Origin of the sequence: Staphylococcus sp. AtHG25 (assembly GCF_003217445.1) — a bacterium.
In the GTDB taxonomy this organism is placed as follows: Bacteria; Bacillota; Bacilli; order Staphylococcales; family Staphylococcaceae; genus Staphylococcus; species Staphylococcus haemolyticus.
Window position 1 is genome coordinate 21222 of record NZ_QJSN01000015.1, and the last position, 25237, is coordinate 46458.

A 25237-nucleotide genomic window follows, 5' to 3' on the forward strand; every position below is an offset into this window, starting at 1 on the left:
AGACTTTCAAAAAGAAAGTCAACGATGAACGCGAGTTGGGGCGTCGGGGAAGGACAATGAAATCTAATTAAGGATTACAAAAGACTAGTGTCTTTTGCATAAGAAGTACTAGCATTTTTTTCAAAAATGCAGTACTTCTTTAAACTTCTTTGACGTCGACGTCGATGTGTTCTACGCGGTTGTATGCGCCGTGATCAACTGGGCCTACAAAGTCATTCATTTTCCAACCATTTTTAATTGCTGATGCCACAAATGCTTTGGCACTAATAACAGCTTCTTTAGGTGATTTACCATTAGCTAAGTATGCTGTTGTAGCGGCTGCGAATGTACAACCGGCACCGTGGTTGTAGCTTTGTTGGAACATATCTGTTGTTAATTGGTAGAACGTATTACCGTCATAGTATAAGTCGTAAGATTTATCTTGATCTAACGCTTTACCACCTTTAATAATGACGTTTTGAGCGCCTTGATTAAAGATGATGTCTGCTGCTTTCTTCATGTTTTCGATTGAAGTTAATTTACCTAAACCAGAAAGTTGGCCTGCTTCAAATAAGTTAGGTGTCACAACAGTTGCTTTTGGTAATAAATATTCAATCATTGCATCAGTATTTCCTGGGTTAAGTACTTCATCTTCACCCTTACATACCATAACAGGATCTACTACGAAATATTGTGCGCCTGACTCTTCAAATGCTTCTCCAGCACGTTTAATGATTTCTTGAGTACCTAGCATGCCAGTTTTAACAGCATCTGGACCAATTGAAATGACTGTTTCTAATTGTTTTTCGAATACATCCATTGGAAGTGGTGTCACATCATGGGACCAAGTTTCTTTATCCATTGTTACAACAGCTGTTAAAGCTACCATACCGTAAGTGTTTAGTTCTTGAAATGTTTTAAGGTCGGCTTGCATACCTGCCCCAGCACTTGTATCAGAACCGGCAATTGTTAATACTTTTTTTAATGCCATGTATTATCACTCCTGTCAATTATTTACATCTTTATTTATCATATCATGTAACTCAACTATTGTTCTAGCATGAAGATGGTAAGGCGATTTATATCACGTTCCAGAGGGGTCCTATGTTAAAATAGAAGTGAGGTGAAAACGATGGAATGGTCAGAAATATTTCATGATATAACGGAACGACACGATTTCAAAGAGATGCACGATTTTTTAGAAAAAGAATATACAACACAAACCATTTATCCAGATAGAGACAATATTTATCAAGCCTTTGATTTAACACCTTTTGAAGATGTGAAAGTGGTTATATTAGGTCAAGACCCTTATCATGGACCGAATCAAGCTCATGGTTTAGCGTTTTCTGTGCAACCTAGTGCTAAATTTCCACCTTCTTTGAGAAATATGTATCAGGAATTGGAAGATGATATCGGGTGTCATCGGACATCACCACATTTACAAGATTGGGCTCGTGAAGGTGTCTTGTTATTAAATACTGTTCTGACGGTTCGACAAGGACAAGCACACTCGCATAAGGATATTGGATGGGAAACATTTACAGATGAAGTGATCCAAGCTATTTCGAAATATCGTGATGATGTTGTATTCATATTATGGGGTAAGCCTGCACAACAGAAAATTAAATTAATTGATACATCAAAACACTATATTATTAAATCGCCACATCCAAGTCCGTTATCGGCTTATCGTGGGTTCTTTGGTTCTAAACCATATTCTAAAACTAATGATTATTTAGTATCTAAAGGTAAATCACCTATCAATTGGTGCGAGAATGGGGAGGATTAAATGAATAGAGCGCAAGTGATTCAACTAATTGAACATGAGTTAGTGCAAGCTGATGAAGCCACTAACGAGCAACAATTCGAAAAACATATGTATGCGATTCATACATTAACATCGATATATGCTAATAACGAAAGTAAGACAGCGTCATCAAAATCACAAGGTCAGGATTTCACAAATACTGTGGCTACGTCATTTTCAAAAGTAAATCAAAGTTCAAACATATCATCGTTACAAGGTAAATCCAAAGTGACTGCTGCAGAAATTGAGGCGATGGGTGGAAAAGTTCCAGATTCAATGAAATCGTCACAGAATAATAGTTTGCCATCTAATACAATGGTAACGGATGATGAAATTGGTAATGGAGAATCAATATTTGATTTTTAAACTGAATGAGGAGAATGAATGTATATGATGAAATTATTTATAATACTAGGTGCGCTATGTACAATGATGTCAGTTGGTACTGGGGCATTTGGTGCACATGGTCTTGAAGGTAAACTATCGGACAAATATATGTCAGTATGGGAAAAAGCAGTGAATTATCAAATGTACCATGGATTAGGATTAATCATTATTGGTGTTATTAGTGGTACAACATCTATTAATGTGAATTGGGCAGGTTGGCTCCTCTTCCTAGGTGTGGTGTTTTTTAGTGGTTCGTTATATATATTAGCTTTAACACAAATCCGTATCTTAGGAGCGATTACGCCAATTGGTGGTTTATTATTCATCGCGGGTTGGTTAATGCTTATTATCTCTACATTTAAATTTGTAGGATAAATTTTAACATAATTTATCAAATTTATTAGTTTTATTTAAAATTGTAAAGCACTTATATTGTGCCAATAGTATAGATTAAACAACTCACCTTTTGGGTATATAGCATACTTGAGGTGAGTTTATTTTATGAGTAAAAATAATCAAAATCAGGATATAGATAGAGGCGATTTGAAACAGAACCTCTCTGAAAAGTTTGTTTGGGCTATTGCTTATGGCTCATGTATAGGTTGGGGTGCTTTTATTTTACCTGGAGATTGGATTAAGCAATCTGGTCCAATTGCTGCTTCTATAGGTATCGTAATTGGTGCATTATTAATGATACTCATTGCAGTAAGTTATGGGGCCTTGGTAGAAAAATTTCCAGTTTCAGGTGGCGCCTTTGCATTTAGTTACTTAAGTTTTGGTAGATACGTTAGTTTTTTCTCATCATGGTTTTTAACATTTGGTTATGTATGTGTTGTTGCACTTAATGCAACGGCATTTAGTTTATTAGTAAAATTCCTACTTCCAGATTTGTTGAATAATGGGAAGTTATACACGATTGCAGGATGGGACGTTTATATAACTGAAATCATTATTGCCACTGTATTATTGCTTGTCTTTATGCTAGTAGCAATCCGTGGTGCAAGTGTATCAGGTTCATTGCAATATTACTTTTGCGTAGCTATGGTTATTGTTGTGTTGCTTATGTTTTTCGGTTCGTTCTTTGGAAATAATTTTGCATTTGAGAATTTACAACCATTAGCTAATCCTAAATCAGGTTGGTTCACATCTATAATTATGATTGTGGCAGTAGCGCCTTGGGCGTATGTTGGCTTTGACAACATTCCTCAAACTGCAGAAGAATTTAACTTTTCACCTAATAAGACATTTAAATTGATAGTGTATAGTTTGTTGGCAGCGTCACTGACGTATGTCGTAATGATTTTATACGCAGGTTGGTTAAGTACTAATAATGCAAGTTTAAATGGTAACTTATGGGTAACAGGTGCTGAAACACAGTCAGCATTCGGTTATATTGGTTTAGGTGTATTAGCCATAGCAATTATTATGGGTATATTTACAGGTTTAAATGGATTTTTAATGAGTGCAAGTCGATTGTTATTCTCGATGGGTCGTTCAGGCATTATGCCAACTGCGTTTAGTAAATTGCATTCTAAATATAAAACACCGTATGTAGCAATTATCTTTTTAGTAGCTGTTACATTAATTGCGCCTTGGTTAGGTCGTACTGCATTAACATGGATTGTTGATATGTCATCAACTGGCGTATCAATTGCTTATTTTATTACATGTTTATCTGCAGCTAAGTTGTTCAGTTTTAATAAAGAAAGTAATACGTACGGACCTGTTTATAAGACATTTGCCATTTTTGGTTCGATTGTATCATTTATTTTCCTTCTGTTATTGTTAGTGCCTGGATCACCAGCATCGCTCTCAATGCCGTCATATATTGCTTTAGGTGGATGGTTAGTAATTGGACTGATTTTCTTCGTTATCCGTTATCCTAAATTGAAGCGAATGGATAATGATGAATTAAGTCGATTAATTTTAAATCGTTCTGAAAAAGAAGTTGAAGATATGGTAGATGATACTTATAAATAGTTTAACTTTAAAAAGCGCGGGCTCTAGGGAGCCACGCGCTTTTCTATTATCAACAATAGTATAAATGATGTTATATTCTTTTTCGTGTTCTTGCAAAACCAGATAATATAATTTTAGAAATTTGGTCTGCAAATAATAAGCCGAGCGCAATGGCGCCAGCAATGAGTGTTACTTCAAGCATTGTATTAATCGCTTTACTGAAGTCTAATAGTACTAAATTCTTAGTAGCATCGAACGCTAGACCACCAGGTACAAGAGGAATAATTCCAGGTACCATGAAGATAATTGCTGGTTCCCTCTTTGTACGAGCCATATAGTGACTAATTAAACCTAACGCTAAACTTCCGAAGAAGCTTGAGTAGATCGTATGTGTGTTTAAACCTTGATAAAAAAGAATGTAAACCATCCAACCACATGCTCCTACAAATCCACAAGAGAGATAGAGTTTCCTAGGCGCATCGAAGATCACACAGAAAAAAAGTGAAGCGGTATAACTAAAAATTAAGTTTAATATCCAAAACATTCATTCCCACTCCTAAACTAAGATTAAAACTGAACCAACGCCAGCGCCAATACCAAAAGCAGTGACGAGTGCTTCTAAGGACTTCGTTGTAAACATAAGCATGTGTCCACCAAATAGATCTTGAATGGCATTTGTTATAAGTACTCCAGGAACAATAGGCATTACAGAGGCAATAATAATTGTTGCAAGATCACCTGTGGGTAATAAATAATGACCAAGTACTGAAATAATTCCTATAACGAGTGACCCTAAAAATTCTGGAATAAATTGCGCATGTAAACGTCTATCTAGTATTTCAACTACAAGATAACCTAAGCCACCCGCTAACAATGCGGTGATAACATCGACAAGTTTGCCATCCTGTAAATATAGGAAACTAATGGCAATAATGGCAGCAGCAATTCCCTTGAATAGTAAACTACTATCACGTTTAGCGACATATATATTCTCAAGTTTTAATTTAGCTTCTTCTAGCGTAATTGCACCTTTTGTGATTAAGCGTGAGATTTCATTGGTTTGAGAAATTTTAATGAGATTCGTATCACGTGAATTAATTCTAAAAATTCGAGGATAAGATTCATTATGTAATGTAAATTGAATAACAGTATTGGTAACAAAGCTATTACTCTCAGGATAGCCTAATTTACGTGCAATACGTGTCATTGTATCTTCAACACGTGTACCTTCAGCACCGGACTCCAATAATATGCGTCCAGCCATCATGACAACGTCTTTAATTAATTTTTCATCTGCATTTTCGTGTATTTGTGTATTATCCATTTCATCACCATTCGTTAAGATGTACTCATAATTATAGTCAATGAGTCTAAGATATAAAAGCCTTTTAGGTTTATGATACAAAATTAAAGTAGCTAATTGAAGTAAGCACGCTTATATTAAAAGTTTCTAAGCTCTGATTCACTCTTATAAAAAGAATCTCACACATTAAGTATGTTTGTTTATAACAAATGCCTAGAAAATTCGCGCTTTAAAATGAAGAAAATATAACAATTAAATGTTAAAAAATTAAAAAGAGTGTACATTAATCGTTATAGTATAATGTTGCAATACATTTAAAATAAAAAATATATACAAACTCATTCTATAATGTTTCAAAATATTACAATTTGGTTAAATAATAATTAGTTAGCAATTTATGAATAATATTGAGTAGCGACAATATTTTCATAGTTGTTAATGTTCAGAGTAGTAATTAAGTTCTCCCAAAACATATACTACACTATAATAGCCTGAGGCATAGTAAGTGCCTCAGGTTATCGTTGTTTTAAAACCTATTTAAATGTGGCGATTAATAGCTATTCCCTAAATATTCGTCTATTAAACTATTATCAAAATAAGATATTGTGGGCATTTATAAAGTTTGGCACGTCATCTTTGTTAGAGATACATTAGAGTTCCATTATCAATTTATTTCTATAAATAAAAAGTTCCCTTCAAAGCCATGTTCAAGCAAGCTTAGAAGGGAACAAGTTATGAATATCACAAAATAGATTTATATAATAACAAGTTTAGATAGCAAAAAAGTGTTCGAAATCATCTGTTTTTAAGATGTGACCAATATAGAAACCACCAAATTCTCCATATCTAGCAGTTGTCTCATCAAAACGCATTTCGTATACAATTTTCTTGAATTGTAGTACATCATCAGAGAATAAAGTTACGCCCCATTCAAAGTCATCAAAACCAACTGACCCTGTGATGAATTGTTTGATCTTACCTGCATATTGTCGACCAATCATACCATGGTTATACATTAATTTCTTACGTTCTTCCATTGGTAACATATACCAGTTATAAGTCTCATTACGACGTTTATCCATTGGATAGAAACAAATATACTCTGTTCTAGGTAATTCAGGATATAGTCTCACTCTAACATGTGGGTTTTGATATGGATCTTCATCAGACTTACCTGCTAAGTAATTACCTAATTCAATCACTGATACGTATGAGTATGTTTGAATAAAGAAATCAGCAATACGAAGTTTATTGAGTTCATTTTCAATTTCATTAAGTTCTTTCATTTCTGGACGTAAGTACCATAATAGAATGTCAGCTTTTTGACCTGTAATATTATATAGCGCATAGTCGCCAGCTTGTTGTTCTCTAGCACTAGCTTTATCGTTAATGAATGTCTTGAATTCATTGATCATAGCTTCACGTTCATCCTCAGGTACTAGTCTAAATGTTGTCCAATCTACAGCATAAAATAAATGAAGACTGTACCAACCATCTAAAGTTTCAGCTGCTTCACTCATGTGGATCGCTCCTTCAAAATTGATTATTATTATTTATTACAGATTAAATTTTATCATAAAGAGAATTAGTAAACATACTTAAATGATTACAAATTAGTGAAATGGAAATATCACTATAAATACAGTATAATTAGAGTGCAAAATATTATTATGAAATTATTTAGGAGGGCATTATGTCTAGTTTATTAGATGTATTACAAGAAAAACTTTCAGGAAAAAATGTCAAAATCGTATTACCTGAGGGTGAAGATGAGCGTGTGTTAACAGCTGCTACACAATTACAAGCAACTGACTATGTAACACCTGTAGTTTTAGGTGACTATGACAAAATTAACTTATTAGCTAAAGATAAAGGATTAGATGTTTCAGACATCGAAATCATTAATCCATCTACAAGCGAATTAAAACCAGAATTAGTTAAATCATTCGTTGAACGCCGTAAAGGTAAAGCAACTGAAGAACAAGCTGATGAATTATTAAATAACGTTAACTATTTCGGTACGATGTTAGTTTACGCTGGTCATGCTGACGGGTTAGTAAGTGGTGCAGCACATTCAACTGGAGATACTGTTCGCCCTGCATTACAAATCATTAAAACGAAACCAGGCGTATCTAAAACTTCTGGTATCTTCTTTATGATTAAAGATGATCAACAATATGTATTCGGTGACTGTGCAATTAACCCAACATTAGAATCATCTGATTTAGCAGAAATCGCAGTTGAAAGTGCGAAATCAGCTAAAAGCTTCGGCATGGACCCACGTGTTGCTATGTTAAGCTTCTCAACTAAAGGTTCAGCTAAATCTGACGATGTTGATAAAGTAGCAAATGCAGTTAAATTAGCTCAAGAAAAAGTAGAATCTGAAGGCTTAACAGACGTTGTAATTGATGGTGAATTCCAATTTGATGCTGCTATTGTACCTTCAGTAGCTGAGAAAAAAGCGCCAGGCGCTAAAATTCAAGGTAATGCAAATGTCTTTGTATTCCCAAGTTTAGAAGCAGGTAATATTGGATACAAAATTGCTCAACGTTTAGGTGGTTTTGACGCAGTTGGTCCTGTATTACAAGGTTTAAACTCACCTGTTAACGACTTATCACGCGGTTGCTCAACTGAAGACGTTTATAAATTATCAATCATTACAGCTGCTCAAACATTACAATAATGGACTTAGCGAGTAAATACTTTAATGATATCGATTGGCGCTATGTAGACCATTCGTCTGGTTTAGCGCCAATGCAATCATTTGCTTTTGACGATACGTTTTCAGAAAGCGTAGGTAAAGATTTATCATGCAATGTGGTCAGAACATGGATTCACCAACATACCGTTATTCTCGGTATTCATGATTCGCGCTTACCATTCCTTAAAGATGGTATTCGATATTTAACTGATGAAATAGGTTATAACGCAATTGTGAGGAATTCGGGTGGTCTTGGTGTCGTGTTAGATCAAGGAGTATTAAATATCTCACTTATTTTCAAAGGTCAAACGGAAACGACAATTGATGAAGCATTTACAGTAATGTATTTATTGATTTGCAAAATGTTTGAAAATGAAGATGTAGAGATTGATACACGAGAGATTGAGCACTCATATTGCCCAGGAAAATTTGATTTAAGCATTGATGGTAAAAAGTTTGCCGGCATTTCACAACGTCGTGTACGTGGTGGTATTGCAGTGCAAATATATCTTTGTGTTGAAGGATCAGGTTCAGAACGCGCGGAAATGATGCGTGTCTTCTATGAACATGCACTTAAAGGCGAAGTGACTAAATTTAAATATCCGGATATACAACCTGAATGTATGGCATCACTGGAAACGTTGTTTGGGCGAGAGATTAAAGTCCAAGATGTGATGTTCCAATTATTACACGCTATTAAAGATTTAGGTGGTAATCTGAATATGGATCCAATCACTGAAGATGAATGGACACGTTATGAAGGTTACTTCGACAAGATGATAGATCGTAATGAGAAGATGAATCGTTCAATAGAAGCTGATTAAGCGTGAAACAACTTTTAAAATTGAAAATTTGATACAGTTAAATAGGCTGGGACAAAATAAAATGTCTCAGCCTACTTTATCATGTTGTCAGTAGCTGACTGGTTTGAAAATGCGCTTGCGTCAAGCGTTTTTTCAAACCTAGTCATCCTTGCCTCGTAAGCGGGGCGCTAACAAAGAGAATTTCCTAAAGAAATACTACAAGATAAGCAAGTTGGGGTTCGGGGCCCCAGCAAAGAGAATTTCCTAAAGAAATTCTACAGGCTAAGCAAGCTGGGGATACAACGAAATAAATTCTGAGAAAATATTATTTCTGTTCTACTCCCTTTTCATTTGGAATAATGTAATTTTAGGTGGAATTATATATCAAATTTATTATAAATTGCTATATTCCTATTACTTTTTATAGTAATATAGTTTAGGTGGATTAATATAAAAACGATGTAGATTGTGTATCATTTTAATATATTGATGGTGGAGATTAATCAAGAACGAAGGCCATCTTAATTAAAAGACTAACATGACAGTATGTTAGAGATTTTAATTTTAGGGTATAAATATTTTTAAGTTTTAAAGTTAAATTAACTGAGTCTATCTTTTATTCAAGTCGAAGAAGGTTACAAAAATGTGGATAGACTATGACATGCAATTATAAAGTTAATTTGCGTACACGCTACGATAAAAGGTCAGTAATTTAAATACAAATTGACATAGGCATTTATAGAGTTGAAAGATTTAGGATATATGCATGATAAGTATATCCACTGACCTCGAAAATAATTTTTCAGAAAGAATATTAAAGGTGAGATATCATGGTACAACGTGGCTATGGGGAGTCTAACGGCAAAATAATATTAATCGGGGAGCATGCGGTAACATTTGGTGAACCTGCAATTGCGATTCCGTTTACTTCAGGAAAAGTAAAAGTCTTAATCGAAAGTTTAGAAAAAGGTAATTACTCAGCGATACAAAGTGATGTCTATGATGGACCACTTTATGATGCGCCAGAACATTTGAAATCTTTAATTGGCCATTTCGTAGAGAATAAAAAGGTAGAAGAGCCATTATTAATAAAAATTCAAGCAAATTTACCACCATCTAGAGGTTTAGGATCAAGTGCAGCCGTTGCTGTCGCTTTCATAAGAGCAAGCTATGATTATTTAGGTTTACCACTAACTGATAAAGAATTATTAGAAAATGCAGACTGGGCAGAACGTATAGCTCATGGTAAACCAAGTGGTATAGATACTAAGACTATCGTTACGAATCAACCTGTTTGGTATCAAAAGGGCGAAGTTGAAATATTAAAGACCTTAGATTTAGATGGTTATATGGTAGTTATCGATACAGGTGTTAAAGGTTCTACTAAACAAGCAGTCGAAGATGTGCATCAATTGTGTGATAATGATAAGAATTATATGCAAGTTGTTAAACATATTGGTTCTTTAGTGTATTCAGCTAGTGAAGCGATTGAGCATCATAGTTTTGATCAATTAGCTACAATCTTTAATCAATGTCAAGATGACTTAAGAACATTGACGGTGAGTCACGACAAAATAGAAATGTTTCTTCGCTTAGGAGAAGAGAATGGTTCAGTCGCTGGCAAATTAACAGGTGGCGGCCGTGGTGGTAGTATGCTTATCTTAGCTAAAGAATTGCAAACAGCTAAGAATATTGTCGCTGCAGTTGAAAAAGCTGGTGCACAACATACATGGATTGAGAAGTTAGGAGGATAAACCATTGAAAAAGAATGGTAAAGCACGCGCACATACGAATATTGCACTGATTAAATATTGGGGTAAAGCCGATGAGGCATTAATCATACCAATGAATAATAGTTTGTCAGTTACACTAGACCGTTTTTACACTGAAACACGTGTAACATTTGATGAAACATTAACAGAAGATCAGTTAATTCTTAACGGGGAAGCTGTAAATGCTAAGGAAAGCGCTAAGATTCAACGTTATATGGAAATGATTCGTAAAGAAGCTGGGATTTCAGAACATGCGCTTATTGAAAGTGAGAATTTTGTTCCAACAGCTGCAGGTTTAGCTTCGTCAGCAAGTGCATATGCTGCATTAGCCGGTGCGTGTAATGAAGCTCTACAATTAGGTTTGTCTGATAAAGATCTTTCACGATTAGCGCGTCGTGGGTCTGGTTCAGCATCTCGCAGTATTTATGGTGGATTTGCTGAATGGGAAAAAGGAAATGACGATGAAACTTCCTTTGCACACCGTGTTGAAGCGGATGGCTGGGAAAATGAATTGGCTATGGTTTTTGTTGTTATTAATAACAAATCTAAAAAGGTATCCAGTCGTTCAGGCATGTCACTTACACGTGATACATCACGTTTTTATCAATATTGGTTAGATAACGTTGAACCAGATTTGAAAGAGATTAAAGAAGCCATTGCTCAAAAAGATTTCAAGCGTATGGGTGAAGTTATTGAAGCTAATGGTTTACGCATGCATGCAACTAATTTGGGAGCACAACCTCCATTTACATATTTAGTACCAGAAAGTTATGATGCTATGCGCATCGTTCATGAATGTAGAGAAGCGGGGTTACCTTGCTACTTTACAATGGACGCGGGTCCTAACGTTAAAGTATTGATTGAAAAGAAAAATCAACAAGCTATCGTAGATAAATTCTTACAAGAATTTGATCAATCACAAATCATCACAAGTGACATTACCCAATCAGGAGTCGAAATAATTAAGTAAGGAAGAGATATAATGATTCAGGTGAAAGCACCAGGAAAGCTTTATGTAGCAGGTGAATATGCAGTGACTGAGCCAGGATATAAGTCTGTCTTAATTGCGGTCGATCGATTTGTTACAGCTTCAATTGAAGCTTCTAATGCAGTAACAAGTACGATTCATTCCAAGACATTACATTATGAACCTGTAACGTTTAATCGCAATGAAGATAAAATTGATATCTCCGATGCTAATGCTGCTAGTCAATTAAAGTATGTTGTAACTGCAATTGAAGTTTTCGAACAATATGCGAGAAGTTGCAACGTCAAATTGAAGCATTTTCATTTAGAAATCGATAGTAATTTAGATGATGCTTCAGGTAATAAATATGGGCTTGGTTCTAGTGCGGCAGTTTTAGTGTCAGTCGTCAAAGCATTAAATGAGTTTTACGATATGCAATTATCTAACCTATATATTTATAAACTTGCAGTCATTTCTAATATGCGATTACAAAGTTTAAGCTCATGTGGTGATATAGCTGTAAGTGTATACAGTGGCTGGCTAGCTTATAGTACTTTCGATCACGATTGGGTCAAACAACAGATGGAAGAAACATCAGTTAATGAAGTATTAGAAAAAAATTGGCCGGGTCTTCATATTGAACCTTTACAGGCCCCAGAGAATATGGAAGTCTTAATCGGTTGGACAGGTTCGCCTGCTTCATCACCTCATTTAGTCAGTGAAGTGAAGCGCTTAAAATCAGATCCTTCTTTTTATGGAAGATTCCTTGATCAATCTCATACATGTGTTGAAAATCTTATCTATGCGTTTAAAACAAATAATATTAAAGGTGTTCAGAAAATGATTCGACAAAATCGTATGATTATTCAACAAATGGATAATGAAGCGACAGTCGACATTGAAACTGAAAATTTAAAAATGTTATGTGATATTGGAGAACGTTATGGTGCTGCTGCCAAGACATCAGGTGCTGGCGGTGGTGATTGCGGAATCGCCATTATTGATAATCGCATTGATAAAAATCGTATTTATAATGAATGGGCATCACATGGTATTAAACCGTTAAAATTTAAAATTTATCATGGACAATAATAATATAAACTAATAAATGAGTAGGACTAAATTCAAATGTTGAATCAGCGTCTTGCTCTTTTTTATTATGGAAGAGAATGACTTTTAATGATAGGCTTGAATTTTCTTGTAAAAGGAGTAAAATAATTAGAGTTAAATTCATTGATTCGTATTAATATGCTTCAAAATTTAGGATAGAAACGACAATATAGAAAGGTAGGTGGCAAGGTGAAAAATAAATTTTTAATATGTGATGAATGTCAGGCGGTAAATATCAAAACTTTGAAAAGAAAATTAGAAAAATTAGATCCAGAAGCAGAAATTGAAATCGGCTGTCAATCTTATTGTGGCCCTGGACGTCGAAAAACGTTTGCCTTCGTCAATAATCGACCACTTGCTGCGCTTACTGAAGACGAATTGTTAGAAAAAGTCACAGCTCAGCTAAAAAAACCAAGAGATCCGGAAGAAGAAGAACGATTAAGAAAGCGTAATGAGGAACGTAAACGCCGTAAAGAAGAACAAGATCGAAAGCTAAAAGAGAAATTAGCTAAACGTAAGGCGATAAAATAGAGGAATCAAGTTATATTATAAACTTAAGCTATGAGTGTATTCTAACCTGAATATTGTCGTAGCTTTTTTATTGTAATAAAAAAAGCACTTAGAAGATATTTATCTTCTAAGCGCTTAATTAGGTCTAATCCTATGACAGTACAACAACGTTAGTTGCTTGTTCGCCGCGTTGACCTTCAGTAATATCGAAGTCAACTTTTTGACCTTCTTCTAAAGTTTTGTAACCTTCACCAGCTATACCGCTGAAGTGTACGAATACGTCACTTCCGTCTTCTCTTTCGATGAAACCAAAACCTTTTTCTGCGTTAAACCATTTTACTGTACCGTTATTCATATAGAATACCTCCATGTGCTTTTGCACGAATATTTGTAACAAATTCATTTATAAAAAAGAGAGTATTCTAAACAAACACACTACATTTAAATTCACGAGCTTTTATTACGTTAGATTAACTATAACTGTTATTTATTAATAAGTAAAGCTTTTTATTTTTAAAAATATTGATAAGTTGAATTTATATCTCTTGAAGTACTAGTATGACAGTATTTTAATAAATTAAAATTTTTTAAATATTAAACAAATCATTAAAGGATTCTACTATAGTTGGGTGAGTATAAATAGTATCTCTTAGAACTTGGTAAGGTATATGTTGATCAATTGCTAACTTAATTAAATTAATAATTTCTTCTGATTCTTTTCCATAAAGTGTAGCACCTAAAATCAAATCAGTATCTTTATCGATAACAACTTTGAAAATGCCGCGAGCGTCATTATTAATCTTATGTCTCGGAATTTGAGCGACAAGTAATGTATTTTCATTATAATTATAGCCTTGAGATTGAGCTTCTTTCGCTGTTAAACCTACTCGAGAAAATGGTGGATCAATAAAGACAGTGTAAGGAATTGTACCGCGGTTAAGTGTAGTACGCGATTGGTCACCATATAGTGTAGATTTTAGAATTCTAAAGTCGTCCAGAGAGATATAAGTGAATTGTAGCCCGCCTTTGACATCTCCAACAGCATAAATATGTTCGACTGAAGTTTGAAGATGCTCATTCACTTTGATTTCACCACGTTCACCAAGTTCAACACCAGTTTCTTCAAGCGCTAAATCAGTATTAGGTATACGACCTGTAGCTATCAATACAGCGTCAGCTGAGAAATTGCCTTTAGAAGTTACAATTGTCGTTTGGTTGTTGTTATTTTTAAATTCTAGCGTATCTGCATTTGTGACAAAGGTAATCCCTTTGTCCTCTAAATCTTTAATTGCATGTGCAACCACGTCTTGATCTTCACGTGGCATGATATGTTCGCCGTGTTCTATAACTGTGACTTTTGAGCCAAAATTAGCAAACATTGAAGCAAATTCTAAGGCGATATAGCCTCCACCAATGATTACTAAATACTTAGGTTGATATGAAATATTCAATAAACCTTGTGAATCAAATAAATGTTTAGCACTTTCGATACCCGGGATAGATGGAATATTCGATTTTGCGCCTGTATTAATAACAATTCTATCCGCAGTTAAAGTATGTACAATAGCACCATCCTCGTCTAGTAGATTAACTTCAGTATTAGATTTGAATTGCGCTTTGTAATTGAATACTTCAATGTTTGTATCATTTGCTAAGTTATCATAGTTTTTCTTATTTAGTGCGCTGACTACGTCTTTTTTTCTTGAAAAGGCAGTGTCAAAATCGATGCTGTCAATCCCATCATGTACGAGTACTTTAGAGGGTATACAGCCGTGGTTTATGCATGTGCCGCCAAAGTTGTCTGAGGATTGTTCTACTAAAGCGACGTGTTGACCTTGTGATGCCACGTACTTGGCAAGTGTTTTTCCTGCTTTACCGAAACCAATAACTAATAAATTAAAATGTGTCATTTGATGTGTCCTCCTGAAGTGTTTCTTTAATTACGTCGTTAATTGTCAAGTTACGATAAAAGTTGAGCGCTAGTGCAGTTTCTTGCTCTTTGTATTTATTCATAGTGATTGCGATATTTCTAGAGATTGTACAATGGCTTTCTTCGCTACCAGTAAAAATACGTTGTGTTGGTAATTTATCTAACACGAAAAGTTGATACAGTGTATCTAAGGTAATGGTTGGAGTGTGCGCATTAGCTCGATAGCCACCACCTTTTCCACGAATTGAATCTATATATTGTTGATTATTAAGTGTAGTGGTAACGCGCCTTAGTTGCACAGGATTAAGACAGGTAAGTTCTGCTAAATCCTGGCTATTGAATTGTTCTTCGGAATGCTTAGTAAGAAAGCTTAGCACGTGTACTGCAATGTTGAATTCTAAATTCATAGGATACCGCCTTTAATGTAACTTGATTAGTTACATTAAAATGCATTGCTCATCAAAAGTCAATATGAATGTCATAATAAGAAATGGGTAAACTATATGTAGTTATATAGAATAAAGGAGCGATTATAGATGGCAGATTTAGTACAATTAGGTAAATCAGATGTTCACGTATTTCCAATTGCATTAGGTACAAACGCAGTAGGTGGTCACAATTTATACCCAAATTTAGATGAAGAACAGGGTAAAGATGTTGTACGTAAAGCAATTGACAACGGTATTACGTTACTAGATACAGCTTATATTTATGGACCTGAACGTTCTGAAGAATTAGTTGGCCAAGTAGTTCAAGAGTATCCTCGTGAACAAGTTCAAATTGCAACGAAAGGTTCACATGTTATTAAAGAAAATGATGAAGTCGTACAAAATAATGATCCAGATTATTTAAAACAGCAAGTTGAGAATAGCTTGAAACGCCTTCAAGTAGATTATATTGATTTATACTATATTCATTTTCCAGATGAAAATACACCGAAAGATAAAGCAGTTGCTGCATTAAAAGAACTTAAAGATGAAGGCAAGATTAAAGCGATAGGCGTGTCTAACTTCTCATTAGAACAACTTAAGGAAGCGAATAAAGATGGTTATGTCGATGTAGTGCAATTAGAATACAACTTATTACATCGTGAAAATGAAGAAGTCATGAAATATGCAGCTGAAAACAATATTACATTTATACCATACTTCCCATTAGCATCAGGCATCTTAGCTGGTAAGTATGAGGAAAATCAAACGTTTGATGATCATCGTGCACCTCGTCGTGATTTCCAACCGGAAGTATTTAATGATAATGTTCGACGAGTGAAACAATTACAAGGCATTGCGGAAGCTCATAACACATCTATTGCTAATGTGGTTCTAGCATTCTACTTAACGCGTCCAGCGTTAGATGTGGTGATTCCTGGTGCGAAACGTGCTAAACAAGTTGTGCAAAATATTGAAGCGGCAAATATTCAATTAACAGATGATGAACTGAACAAAATTGATGAATTATTTCCGATTGAATAAAATAAGTTAAGGTAAAATTAAATAAAGTAATTGATGCTCTTACACCGTTTATATGTGTGTAAGAGTTTTTTATAACTGAAATAAATAGTAATTATTCTTTTTTATTTTTAAAAATACACATATATTACGTGAAATAAGGGTACTGTGCAAATATGTAAAATATTAAGTAAGTATGAAGTGTTTATGTTGTTAACAATGAAAAAGGAAATAGTTTTTTTATATAAATTAAGAGAGAGTGATAAAAATGATTACAGTTTTATTTGGAGGAAGTCGTCCAGAGGGGAATACAGCACAACTTACTAAGTTAGCAGTTGAGGGATTAGATTATAAATGGATTGACTTAACCGATTATCAATTCAATCCTGTAAGAGACTTTCGTCACGATAATAGAGATATTACAAGCTATAACGATGATTATAAACAGGTCATTGATCAAGTTTTAGAAAGTGATACAGTCATATTTGCATCACCGGTGTATTGGTATAGTGTTTCTGCATCTTTAAAGGCATTTATCGATCATTGGTCTGAAACTTTAATAGACAACAACTACAAGGACTTTAAAGAAAAAATGGCAAAGAAAGATTTTCGACTTATTTTAGTTGGTGGAGATTGCCCTAAAGTGAAAGCTAAGCCAGGTATTACTCAAATGAAATATACATTAGATTTTATTGGTGCTGAACTTAATGGATATATAATTGGTACCGCTGAACGTCCAGGTGATATTTCGAAAGATACGTTTGCACTAGAAAGAGCTAAAGAATGGAATGAAACATTAGCGTAAGCCTAATTCAAAAGTATATTAAACTACGCCGATAAATATTCTATATTAAGCGATTGTATAAGTACTGTGATATAATTTCATTATTAATTCCATAGTAAAGTCAGGAGAATCAAGTATGTTTAAAGTCAGAGAAGCTACACCAAATGACGTCGTAGCAATTAGAGATGTTGCTACTAAGGCATGGTATAACACATATTTAAATATTTATGCAGCATCAACAATAAATGAGTTATTAGCTGCTTCTTATAATGAGCAACATTTAAAGAAACGTTTAGAAGAACAACTATTTTTAGTAGCCGAAGATAATGATGAAATTATTGGCTTTGCTAATTTCATTTATGGTAAAGAATTGTATTTGTCTGCGCATTATGTACATCCAGAATCTCAACATAAAGGTTATGGTTCTAGTTTACTTAAGAAAGGATTAGAACAATTTGACGGTAAATATGATGCAGTATTTTTAGAAGTTGATAATAAAAATAAAGATGCAATTCAATACTATCAAAATAATGATTTTGAAATCGTACGTTCTTATCAACCAGAAATGTATGGAGAACAAATGGATTTAGCTTTAATGAAGAGAAGTATATAAACGCTATGACTATACTGTAATGAGAGGAAGGATTTATTTGACGCAAACACCTTATGTTGAACAGAAATTAGCTGAAGAGAAGGTATTCAAAGACCCTATTCATAAATATATTCACGTCAAAGATCAACTTATTTGGGATCTTATTAAGACAAAAGAGTTTCAACGTTTACGTCGTATTAAGCAACTAGGCACATTATATCTTTCTTTTCATACTGCAGAGCATAGTCGTTTTGGCCATTCTTTAGGTGTATATGAAATCGTGCGACGCATGATTGACGAATCATTTGTGGGACGAGACGCTTGGAACAATGAAGATAGACCATTGGCATTATGTGCAGCATTATTACATGATTTAGGTCATGGTCCATTTTCACATAGTTTTGAAAAGATATTCAATACAGACCATGAAGCCTTTACGCAAGCAATTATTACTGGACCTACTGAAGTTAATGAAGTTTTAAGTCGCGTATCGAGTACTTTTCCTAAAGAAGTTGCAGAAGTAATTAACAAAACGCATCAAAATAAACTTGTAATTTCTATGATTTCATCGCAAATTGATGCTGATCGAATGGACTATTTACAAAGAGATGCTTATTTTACGGGCGTCTCTTATGGCACATTTGATATGGAACGTATTTTACGTTTAATGAGACCATCTAAAGATGAAGTTCTTATTAAAGAGAGTGGAATGCATGCCGTTGAGAACTTTATAATGAGTCGCTATCAAATGTATTGGCAAATATACTTTCATCCTGTTAGTAGAGGCGGAGAAGTATTGTTAAATAATTGTTTGAAACGTGTTAAACAATTGTACAATGAGGGGTACCATTTTAAGATGTACCCAGAAGATTTTGTTCCTTTTTTTGAAGAGAAGGTTACAATTGAGCAATACGTTGATTTAGATGAAGTCGTCGTACTTTATTATTTGAAGAAATGGATACAAGAAGATGATGCAATTCTCAGTGATTTAGCACGTCGTTTTATAAATAGAGACTTATTTAAATATATTCCATTTGATGGTTCAATTATTACTATTACTGAGCTACAAGAGTTGTTCATAGAAGGTAATATTGATCCGAACTATTATTTTGTTAGTGAGGCTTTCTCTGATTTACCATATGATTATGATCGACCTGGTTCTAATAGACAACCAATACATTTATTAAGACGTAATGGTAGTATTAGAGAAATTAGTAGTCAATCACTCGTTATTTCAAGTATTACAGGTATTAATCGTGAAGATTATAAATTATACTATCCTAAAGAAATGATTCTTAATATTGAGAATCCACAAACTAAGGGTTCTATTATTAATCTACTTAATGAATTGAATTAAGCCATTGAAACTTTAATATATAACGCATAATATAGAGATTATGAATTCAAGTTTTTCGGAGGTGTCATGTGTGTCTGAGAACAAAGGTTTTAAATTTAATATTATCAAGAATGACCCGCTTGATGGGCATAAAGGGACGAATATTGGCTCAATTAGTTTAGATAATATTGCACCAGTATTTATAGATGTTGCGAATAAAGAGGCGTTTATAGATATAGGTGGTATGCATGCACGTGCTCAAGTTGAAAAAGGTGTTAAATGGATAAATGACAAATCGGAAGTTGAAGGCGAAGAAGCTAAAGAATATTGGCTTTGCTGGGTGACTACTGAACGTAGTGAGAGTGGCCCATATTATGCTGGTGTTACTGCATGTTATTTATTAGTTAACAAAAGTATACGACGTGGTTATAAAAGTATGCCTGAACATGTTAATATGATGGATAAATCTATGAAACATAAAATTATCATTGACCACATTGGTGAGGAAAATAAAAAAGTTTTAGCAGACTTTTTAAAATCTCATAATGAAGAGATGTGGAATAATTCTAGTGAGGAATTATTCAAAGCTTTTGAATAATATAAACAGTATTAGGAGTAGGACACTACGCTTAAAACAGCCATTAAGTGCATTTGTATAAATACACTTAATGGCTTATTTAATTTCAATAGTATTAAAATCTTTTGTTCCAATCAAATCTGGCTATGAATACTCAGTAATTATTTTAAAGGTTCACCAATATGATATTCACTATCTATCATGCTCATTACGATTCTGTTGCAAAGTTAAAATTATATGCACATCTATACAAAACTATAAAAGCAAATATTGTTTTAACAGTAAAGAGTTTTGTTAGTATTAATTATTTTTCTTTTTTCAGTATAAATATTACATGATTTTTAATTTTGCAACAGAACCGTAATTTCCATGGCCAAAGATTAAATGATGTAGTATTAAATTATGATGCAGCAACAAGTACAATAAATGCTACATATGCAGGTAAGACTTGGACAGCTACTACAGATGATTTAGGAATCGATAAATCTCAAAAATATAATTTTTCAATTACTTCAAGTCATATGCAAAATAGATATTCTGATGGAATTATGAGAACAAATCTTGAAGGTGTAACAATTACAACGCCTCAAGCTGATTTAATTGATGATGTGGAAGTAACGAAAGAACCAATTTCTCATAAAACTATTCGTGAGTTTGATCCAACTCTAGAACCAGGATCACCTGACGTTATTGTACAAAAAGGTGAAGATGGAGAATCAACAACAACTACACCAACTAAAGTTGACCCTGATACAGGAGATGTAGTTGAACGTGGTGAACCAACAACAGAAGTAACAAAAAATCCAGTTGATGAGATTGTACACTTTGCACCTGAAGCAGTGCCTCAAGGACACCAAGATGAATTCGATCCAAACTTACCAATTGATAGTACAGAAGAAGTGCCAGGTAAACCAGGAATCAAGAACCCTGAAACAGGTGAAGTAGTAACACCACCAGTAGACGATGTAACGAAACATGGTCCAGTAGCTGGAGACCCTGAAGTAACAAAAGAAGAAATACCTTATGAAACAAAACGTGAATTCAATCCAGATTTACCACCAGGTACAGAGAATGTGAAACAACCAGGTAAACCAGGAGAGAAAACGACAACTACACCAACAACGAAAAATCCATTAACAGGTGAAAAAGTAAGTGAAGGTAAGCCAACAACTGAAATTACTACACCACCTACAGATGAAATTATTGAATTCGGTGGAGAAGAAGTACCACAAGGTCATAAAGATGAGTTCGATCCAAACTTACCAATCGATGGTACAGAAGAAGTACCAGGTAAACCAGGAATTAAGAACCCAGAAACAGGTGAAGTGGTAACACCGCCAGTTGACGATGTCACAAAACATGGACCAAAAGCAGGTGAACCAGAGGTTACTAAAGAAGAAATTCCATATGAAACTAAGCGTGTATTAGATCCAACAATGGAACCTGGTAGCCCTGATAAAGTAGCTCAAAAAGGTGAAAATGGTGAAAAAACAACAACAACACCAACTACAATTAATCCATTAACAGGAGAAAAAGTAGGCGAAGGCGATCCAACAGCGGAAGTAACGAAAGAACCAACAGACGAAATTGTTAACTATGCACCTGAAATTATTCCTCATGGTACTCGTGAAGAAATTGATCCAAACTTACCAGAAGGTGAAACTAAAGTTATCCCAGGTAAAGATGGCTTGAAAGATCCTGAAACTGGAGAAATCATTGAAGAACCACAAGATGAAGTAATCATCCATGGTGCTAAAGATGACTCAGATTCAGATGCAGATGCTGACTCAGATGCAGACGCAGACGCAGATGCAGATGCAGACTCAGATGCTGATTCAGATGCAGACGCAGATGCAGACGCAGATGCAGATGCAGACGCAGATGCTGATTCAGATGCAGACGCAGACGCAGATGCAGACGCAGACGCAGATGCAGATGCTGACTCAGATGCTGATTCAGATGCAGACGCAGATGCAGACGCAGAGTCAGATGCAGACGCAGATGCAGACTCAGATGCTGATTCAGATGCAGACGCAGATTCAGATGCAGACTCAGATGCAGACTCAGACGCAGACTCAGACGCAGATGCTGATTCAGATTCAGATGCAGACGCAGATTCAGATTCAGATGCAGATGCTGACGCAGACGCAGATGCAGACGCAGATGCTGACTCAGATGCAGACGCAGATGCAGATGCTGACTCAGATGCAGACGCAGATGCTGATTCAGATGCAGATGCAGATTCAGATGCAGACGCAGATGCAGATGCAGATGCTGACTCAGATGCTGATTCAGATTCAGATGCTGATTCAGATGCAGACGCAGACGCAGATGCAGACGCAGATGCAGACGCAGATGCAGACGCAGACGCAGATGCAGATGCAGACGCAGACGCAGATGCAGACTCAGACGCAGATGCAGACGCAGATGCAGACGCAGACGCAGATGCAGACGCAGATGCAGACGCAGACGCAGATGCTGATTCAGATGCTGATTCAGATGCTGATTCAGATGCAGACGCAGATGCAGACGCAGATGCAGACGCAGACGCAGATGCAGACGCAGATGCTGATTCAGATGCAGACGCAGATGCAGACGCAGATGCAGACTCAGACGCAGATGCAGACGCAGATGCTGATTCAGATGCAGACTCAGACGCAGATGCAGATGCTGACTCAGATGCTGATTCAGATGCAGACGCAGATGCAGACTCAGACGCAGATGCAGACTCAGACGCAGATGCAGACGCAGATTCAGATGCTGACTCAGATGCAGACTCAGACGCAGATGCTGATTCAGATGCTGATTCAGATGCAGACTCAGATGCAGACTCAGATGCTGATTCAGATGCAGACTCAGATGCTGATTCAGATGCAGACTCAGACGCAGATGCTGATTCAGATGCAGACGCAGATGCAGATGCTGACGCAGACGCAGATGCAGACTCAGACGCAGATGCAGACGCAGACGCAGATGCAGACGCAGATGCTGATTCAGATGCAGACGCAGATGCAGACGCAGATGCTGACTCAGATGCAGACGCAGATGCTGACTCAGATGCTGATTCAGATGCAGACGCAGACGCAGATGCAGACTCAGATGCTGACTCAGATGCAGACTCAGACGCAGATGCTGATTCAGATGCTGATTCAGATGCAGACGCAGACGCAGATGCTGATTCAGATGCAGACGCAGATGCAGACGCAGACGCAGATGCAGACGCAGATGCAGACTCAGATGCTGATTCAGATGCTGATTCAGATGCAGACTCAGACGCAGATGCTGATTCAGATGCAGACGCAGATGCAGATGCAGACGCAGACGCAGATGCAGACTCAGACGCAGATGCAGACGCAGACGCAGATGCAGACGCAGATGCAGACGCAGATGCAGACGCAGATGCTGATTCAGATGCAGACTCAGATGCAGACTCAGATGCTGATTCAGATGCAGACGCAGATGCAGACGCAGATGCTGATTCAGATGCAGACGCAGATGCAGACGCAGATGCTGATTCAGATGCAGACGCAGATGCAGACTCAGATGCTGATTCAGATGCAGACGCAGATGCAGACGCAGATGCTGATTCAGATGCAGACTCAGATGCTGATTCAGATGCAGACTCAGACGCAGATGCAGACTCAGACGCAGATGCAGACGCAGACGCAGATGCAGACGCAGATGCTGACTCAGACGCAGATGCTGACTCAGACGCAGATGCTGATTCAGATGCTGATTCAGATGCAGACGCAGACGCAGATGCAGACTCAGACGCAGATGCTGACTCAGATGCAGACTCAGACGCAGATGCAGATGCAGACTCAGATGCTGATTCAGATGCTGATTCAGATGCAGACTCAGATGCTGATTCAGATGCTGATTCAGATGCAGACGCAGACGCAGATGCTGACGCAGATGCTGACAAATATCATAATGACACAGCAGATAAATCAAATGATAACGAATTACCTGATACTGGTAATAACACTCAAAATAATGGCACATTATTTGGTTCATTATTTGCTGCACTTGGAGGACTATTCTTAGTGGGCAGCCGTCGTAAAAACAAAAATAATGAAGAAAAATAATAGGTAGTCTTTATATTTGCTCAATGAAATTTAAAACCAGGCCATGAAAGGCCTGGTTTTCTTTTAAATACTATGATATAGATTGATATAAATAGAATTAATAAGGAGAAAACTATGGATTTTGACTATAAATTAGATAAATTATTAACCGAAGTAAACAATAAATCCGAAATTAATAATTATGTTTTTATAAGTTTGGGTAAACCTAATATCAAAGCCCAAGTTAAATTAATCAAAAAAACTAATTATCTTAAGCAAGATATTTCGAAATTAGCACTTAAATTTAAAAAGAAGACAGGTCAGTTTCCAGAGTGGATTAAATTAGATATTATTACGTCAACAGAAAAAGTTCTATTTAAAGAATTAAGAAAAGAATTGATTAATACAAGACGTAATTATGTGGATTTTGGTATAGCATTTGATAGTCAATGGAATTTAGCAGTGTTACCTGAAGAAATTAATGCGAATGCTTTTGTTCGACCAGATAATTCTACTAAAGAATTATTTCTTTCTGAAAAAAATATTAATAATTATTTACGTAAATATACGACTAATAAAAAGGCATTTTCTAGTGAATTTTATAATGAAAAAGAAGTTGTTAAATTTTATACACATGGTTTCTTCATAGGTAATGAGAAAGTATATGAACTATATAGTAATGGTTATAGAAAAGGTTTAAGAAAAGTAGCTCATTTAGAGAATGAAATTGATCAATTAATTGAAAGTAGCACTCATTTTTTACAGAATATGTTGTTAGATAATGGTAAGTATATTTATGGATATTTCCCACATTTTGATAATGAAATTGGATTTTATAATATTTTAAGACATTCATCTTCTACATATGCTTTAATAGAAGGATTAGCCTATTTAGGCACAAGTTTACAACCTGTTGAAAAGGCAATTGATTATGTTATTTCAAATCAATTACTTGAAGTTGAAGATAAAGCATATATCTATGATGATACGGAAGATGCTAATGAAATTAAATTAGGACAAAATGCTTCATTTATATTCGCTATATGTGAATATTTAAAACATGAGAATAATCCTAAATATCTTGAAGCTGCTCAAAAAGTGGCGAACGGTATTCTTTCAATGATTGATGAAGATACGTATGAAACGACGCACTTATTGAATTATCCTGATTTAAGCGTAAAAGAGAAATTCAGAATTATTTA

At 35.4% G+C, this 25237-nt stretch carries 23 protein-coding genes and 1 pseudogene; 17 read left to right on the plus strand and 7 right to left on the minus strand.

Features of this window, described 5'->3' with window-relative positions; genetic code table 11:
- Nucleotides 1-139 precede the first annotated feature (139 nt).
- Nucleotides 140-970: a bifunctional hydroxymethylpyrimidine kinase/phosphomethylpyrimidine kinase gene (gene thiD / locus BDW31_RS10230; protein ID WP_053026379.1), complete on the minus strand. Its 831-nt coding sequence runs from the start codon at nucleotides 968-970 to the stop codon at nucleotides 140-142.
- Between the two features lie 141 nt (nucleotides 971-1111).
- Here thiD and BDW31_RS10235 point away from each other — a divergent pair, with 141 nt between their 5' ends.
- The 4 genes from BDW31_RS10235 (at nucleotide 1112) to BDW31_RS10250 (ending at nucleotide 4156) form a co-directional block, all read left to right on the plus strand.
- Nucleotides 1112-1771 carry a uracil-DNA glycosylase gene (locus tag BDW31_RS10235; protein ID WP_011276666.1) on the plus strand — a complete coding sequence of 220 codons (660 nt, stop codon included), beginning with the start codon at nucleotides 1112-1114 and terminating at the stop codon, nucleotides 1769-1771.
- Nucleotides 1772-2155, plus strand: a complete 384-nt coding sequence (locus BDW31_RS10240) for a DUF5327 family protein (RefSeq protein ID WP_011276665.1) — start codon at nucleotides 1772-1774, stop codon at nucleotides 2153-2155.
- 27 nt (nucleotides 2156-2182) lie between these two features.
- The gene (locus BDW31_RS10245) at nucleotides 2183-2551 is read left to right on the plus strand and encodes a DUF423 domain-containing protein (RefSeq protein WP_160380486.1); all 369 of its coding nucleotides are present in this window, start codon (nucleotides 2183-2185) and stop codon (nucleotides 2549-2551) included.
- Between the two features lie 126 nt (nucleotides 2552-2677).
- A complete protein-coding gene (locus BDW31_RS10250; RefSeq protein WP_011276663.1) occupies nucleotides 2678-4156 on the plus strand; it encodes an APC family permease in 1479 nt (492 codons plus the stop codon).
- A gap of 70 nt (nucleotides 4157-4226) precedes the next feature.
- Here BDW31_RS10250 and BDW31_RS10255 read toward each other — a convergent pair whose 3' ends face one another.
- From BDW31_RS10255 to hemQ, 3 genes are all read right to left on the minus strand, one after another.
- Nucleotides 4227-4679 carry a threonine/serine exporter family protein gene (locus tag BDW31_RS10255; RefSeq protein WP_011276662.1) on the minus strand — a complete coding sequence of 151 codons (453 nt, stop codon included), beginning with the start codon at nucleotides 4677-4679 and terminating at the stop codon, nucleotides 4227-4229.
- A 12-nt stretch (nucleotides 4680-4691) separates the two neighbouring features.
- Entirely contained in the window at nucleotides 4692-5459 is a 768-nt protein-coding gene (locus BDW31_RS10260) for a threonine/serine exporter family protein (RefSeq protein ID WP_011276661.1), read from the minus strand.
- A 749-nt stretch (nucleotides 5460-6208) separates the two neighbouring features.
- The gene (hemQ, locus tag BDW31_RS10265) at nucleotides 6209-6958 is read right to left on the minus strand and encodes a hydrogen peroxide-dependent heme synthase (protein WP_016930862.1); all 750 of its coding nucleotides are present in this window, start codon (nucleotides 6956-6958) and stop codon (nucleotides 6209-6211) included.
- A gap of 173 nt (nucleotides 6959-7131) precedes the next feature.
- Here hemQ and pta point away from each other — a divergent pair, with 173 nt between their 5' ends.
- The 6 genes from pta to BDW31_RS10295 all read left to right on the plus strand — a co-directional run bounded on the left by pta (nucleotide 7132) and on the right by BDW31_RS10295 (nucleotide 13322).
- Entirely contained in the window at nucleotides 7132-8121 is a 990-nt protein-coding gene (gene pta / locus BDW31_RS10270) for a phosphate acetyltransferase (RefSeq protein ID WP_011276659.1), read from the plus strand.
- Nucleotides 8121-8963, plus strand: coding sequence for a lipoate--protein ligase family protein (locus tag BDW31_RS10275; protein WP_016930863.1), 843 nt, complete (start codon nucleotides 8121-8123; stop codon nucleotides 8961-8963). Before pta ends, BDW31_RS10275 begins: the two co-directional genes overlap by 1 nt.
- Nucleotides 8964-9772: 809 nt before the next feature.
- Nucleotides 9773-10696 (plus strand): mevalonate kinase, encoded by a 924-nt coding sequence (mvk, locus tag BDW31_RS10280; RefSeq protein ID WP_011276657.1) that lies wholly within the window; start codon nucleotides 9773-9775, stop codon nucleotides 10694-10696.
- Between the two features lie 4 nt (nucleotides 10697-10700).
- Nucleotides 10701-11684 carry a diphosphomevalonate decarboxylase gene (gene mvaD, locus BDW31_RS10285; protein WP_011276656.1) on the plus strand — a complete coding sequence of 328 codons (984 nt, stop codon included), beginning with the start codon at nucleotides 10701-10703 and terminating at the stop codon, nucleotides 11682-11684.
- Nucleotides 11685-11696: 12 nt separating this feature from the next.
- On the plus strand, nucleotides 11697-12773 hold the full coding sequence (locus BDW31_RS10290; RefSeq protein WP_016930864.1) for a phosphomevalonate kinase: 1077 nt from the start codon (nucleotides 11697-11699) through the stop codon (nucleotides 12771-12773).
- 207 nt (nucleotides 12774-12980) lie between these two features.
- Nucleotides 12981-13322, plus strand: a complete 342-nt coding sequence (locus tag BDW31_RS10295) for a YuzB family protein (RefSeq protein ID WP_011276654.1) — start codon at nucleotides 12981-12983, stop codon at nucleotides 13320-13322.
- A 130-nt stretch (nucleotides 13323-13452) separates the two neighbouring features.
- On the opposite strand, the gene BDW31_RS10300 is transcribed toward BDW31_RS10295, so the two are convergent.
- The 3 genes from BDW31_RS10300 to hypR all read right to left on the minus strand — a co-directional run bounded on the left by BDW31_RS10300 (nucleotide 13453) and on the right by hypR (nucleotide 15638).
- Nucleotides 13453-13656 carry a cold-shock protein gene (locus BDW31_RS10300; protein WP_011276653.1) on the minus strand — a complete coding sequence of 68 codons (204 nt, stop codon included), beginning with the start codon at nucleotides 13654-13656 and terminating at the stop codon, nucleotides 13453-13455.
- Nucleotides 13657-13888: 232 nt separating this feature from the next.
- The gene (merA, locus tag BDW31_RS10305) at nucleotides 13889-15211 is read right to left on the minus strand and encodes a hypothiocyanous acid reductase MerA (protein WP_110709618.1); all 1323 of its coding nucleotides are present in this window, start codon (nucleotides 15209-15211) and stop codon (nucleotides 13889-13891) included.
- On the minus strand, nucleotides 15198-15638 hold the full coding sequence (gene hypR, locus BDW31_RS10310; protein ID WP_037537387.1) for a redox-sensitive transcriptional regulator HypR: 441 nt from the start codon (nucleotides 15636-15638) through the stop codon (nucleotides 15198-15200). The genes merA and hypR overlap by 14 nt, the downstream gene beginning before the upstream one ends.
- A 129-nt stretch (nucleotides 15639-15767) precedes the next feature.
- On the opposite strand from hypR, the gene BDW31_RS10315 reads away from it, so the two are divergent.
- From BDW31_RS10315 to BDW31_RS10345, 7 genes and pseudogenes are all read left to right on the plus strand, one after another.
- Nucleotides 15768-16703, plus strand: a complete 936-nt coding sequence (locus tag BDW31_RS10315) for an aldo/keto reductase (protein WP_053025363.1) — start codon at nucleotides 15768-15770, stop codon at nucleotides 16701-16703.
- 244 nt (nucleotides 16704-16947) lie between these two features.
- Nucleotides 16948-17484 carry a flavodoxin family protein gene (locus BDW31_RS10320; RefSeq protein ID WP_037537391.1) on the plus strand — a complete coding sequence of 179 codons (537 nt, stop codon included), beginning with the start codon at nucleotides 16948-16950 and terminating at the stop codon, nucleotides 17482-17484.
- Between the two features lie 115 nt (nucleotides 17485-17599).
- Nucleotides 17600-18076, plus strand: coding sequence for a GNAT family N-acetyltransferase (locus tag BDW31_RS10325; RefSeq protein WP_037552452.1), 477 nt, complete (start codon nucleotides 17600-17602; stop codon nucleotides 18074-18076).
- A gap of 19 nt (nucleotides 18077-18095) precedes the next feature.
- The gene (locus tag BDW31_RS10330) at nucleotides 18096-19412 is read left to right on the plus strand and encodes an HD domain-containing protein (protein ID WP_172592541.1); all 1317 of its coding nucleotides are present in this window, start codon (nucleotides 18096-18098) and stop codon (nucleotides 19410-19412) included.
- Nucleotides 19413-19452: 40 nt separating this feature from the next.
- Nucleotides 19453-19989 (plus strand): YwhD family protein, encoded by a 537-nt coding sequence (locus BDW31_RS10335; RefSeq protein WP_162838998.1) that lies wholly within the window; start codon nucleotides 19453-19455, stop codon nucleotides 19987-19989.
- Nucleotides 19990-20333: 344 nt separating this feature from the next.
- Nucleotides 20334-24056 (plus strand): annotated as a pseudogene (locus tag BDW31_RS13015) (E domain-containing protein); the annotation flags it as partial.
- A 114-nt stretch (nucleotides 24057-24170) separates the two neighbouring features.
- Nucleotides 24171-25237, plus strand: a 1067-nt coding sequence (locus BDW31_RS10345; RefSeq protein ID WP_110709621.1) for a poly(glycerol-phosphate) alpha-glucosyltransferase, incomplete at its 3' end; no start/stop codon positions are given.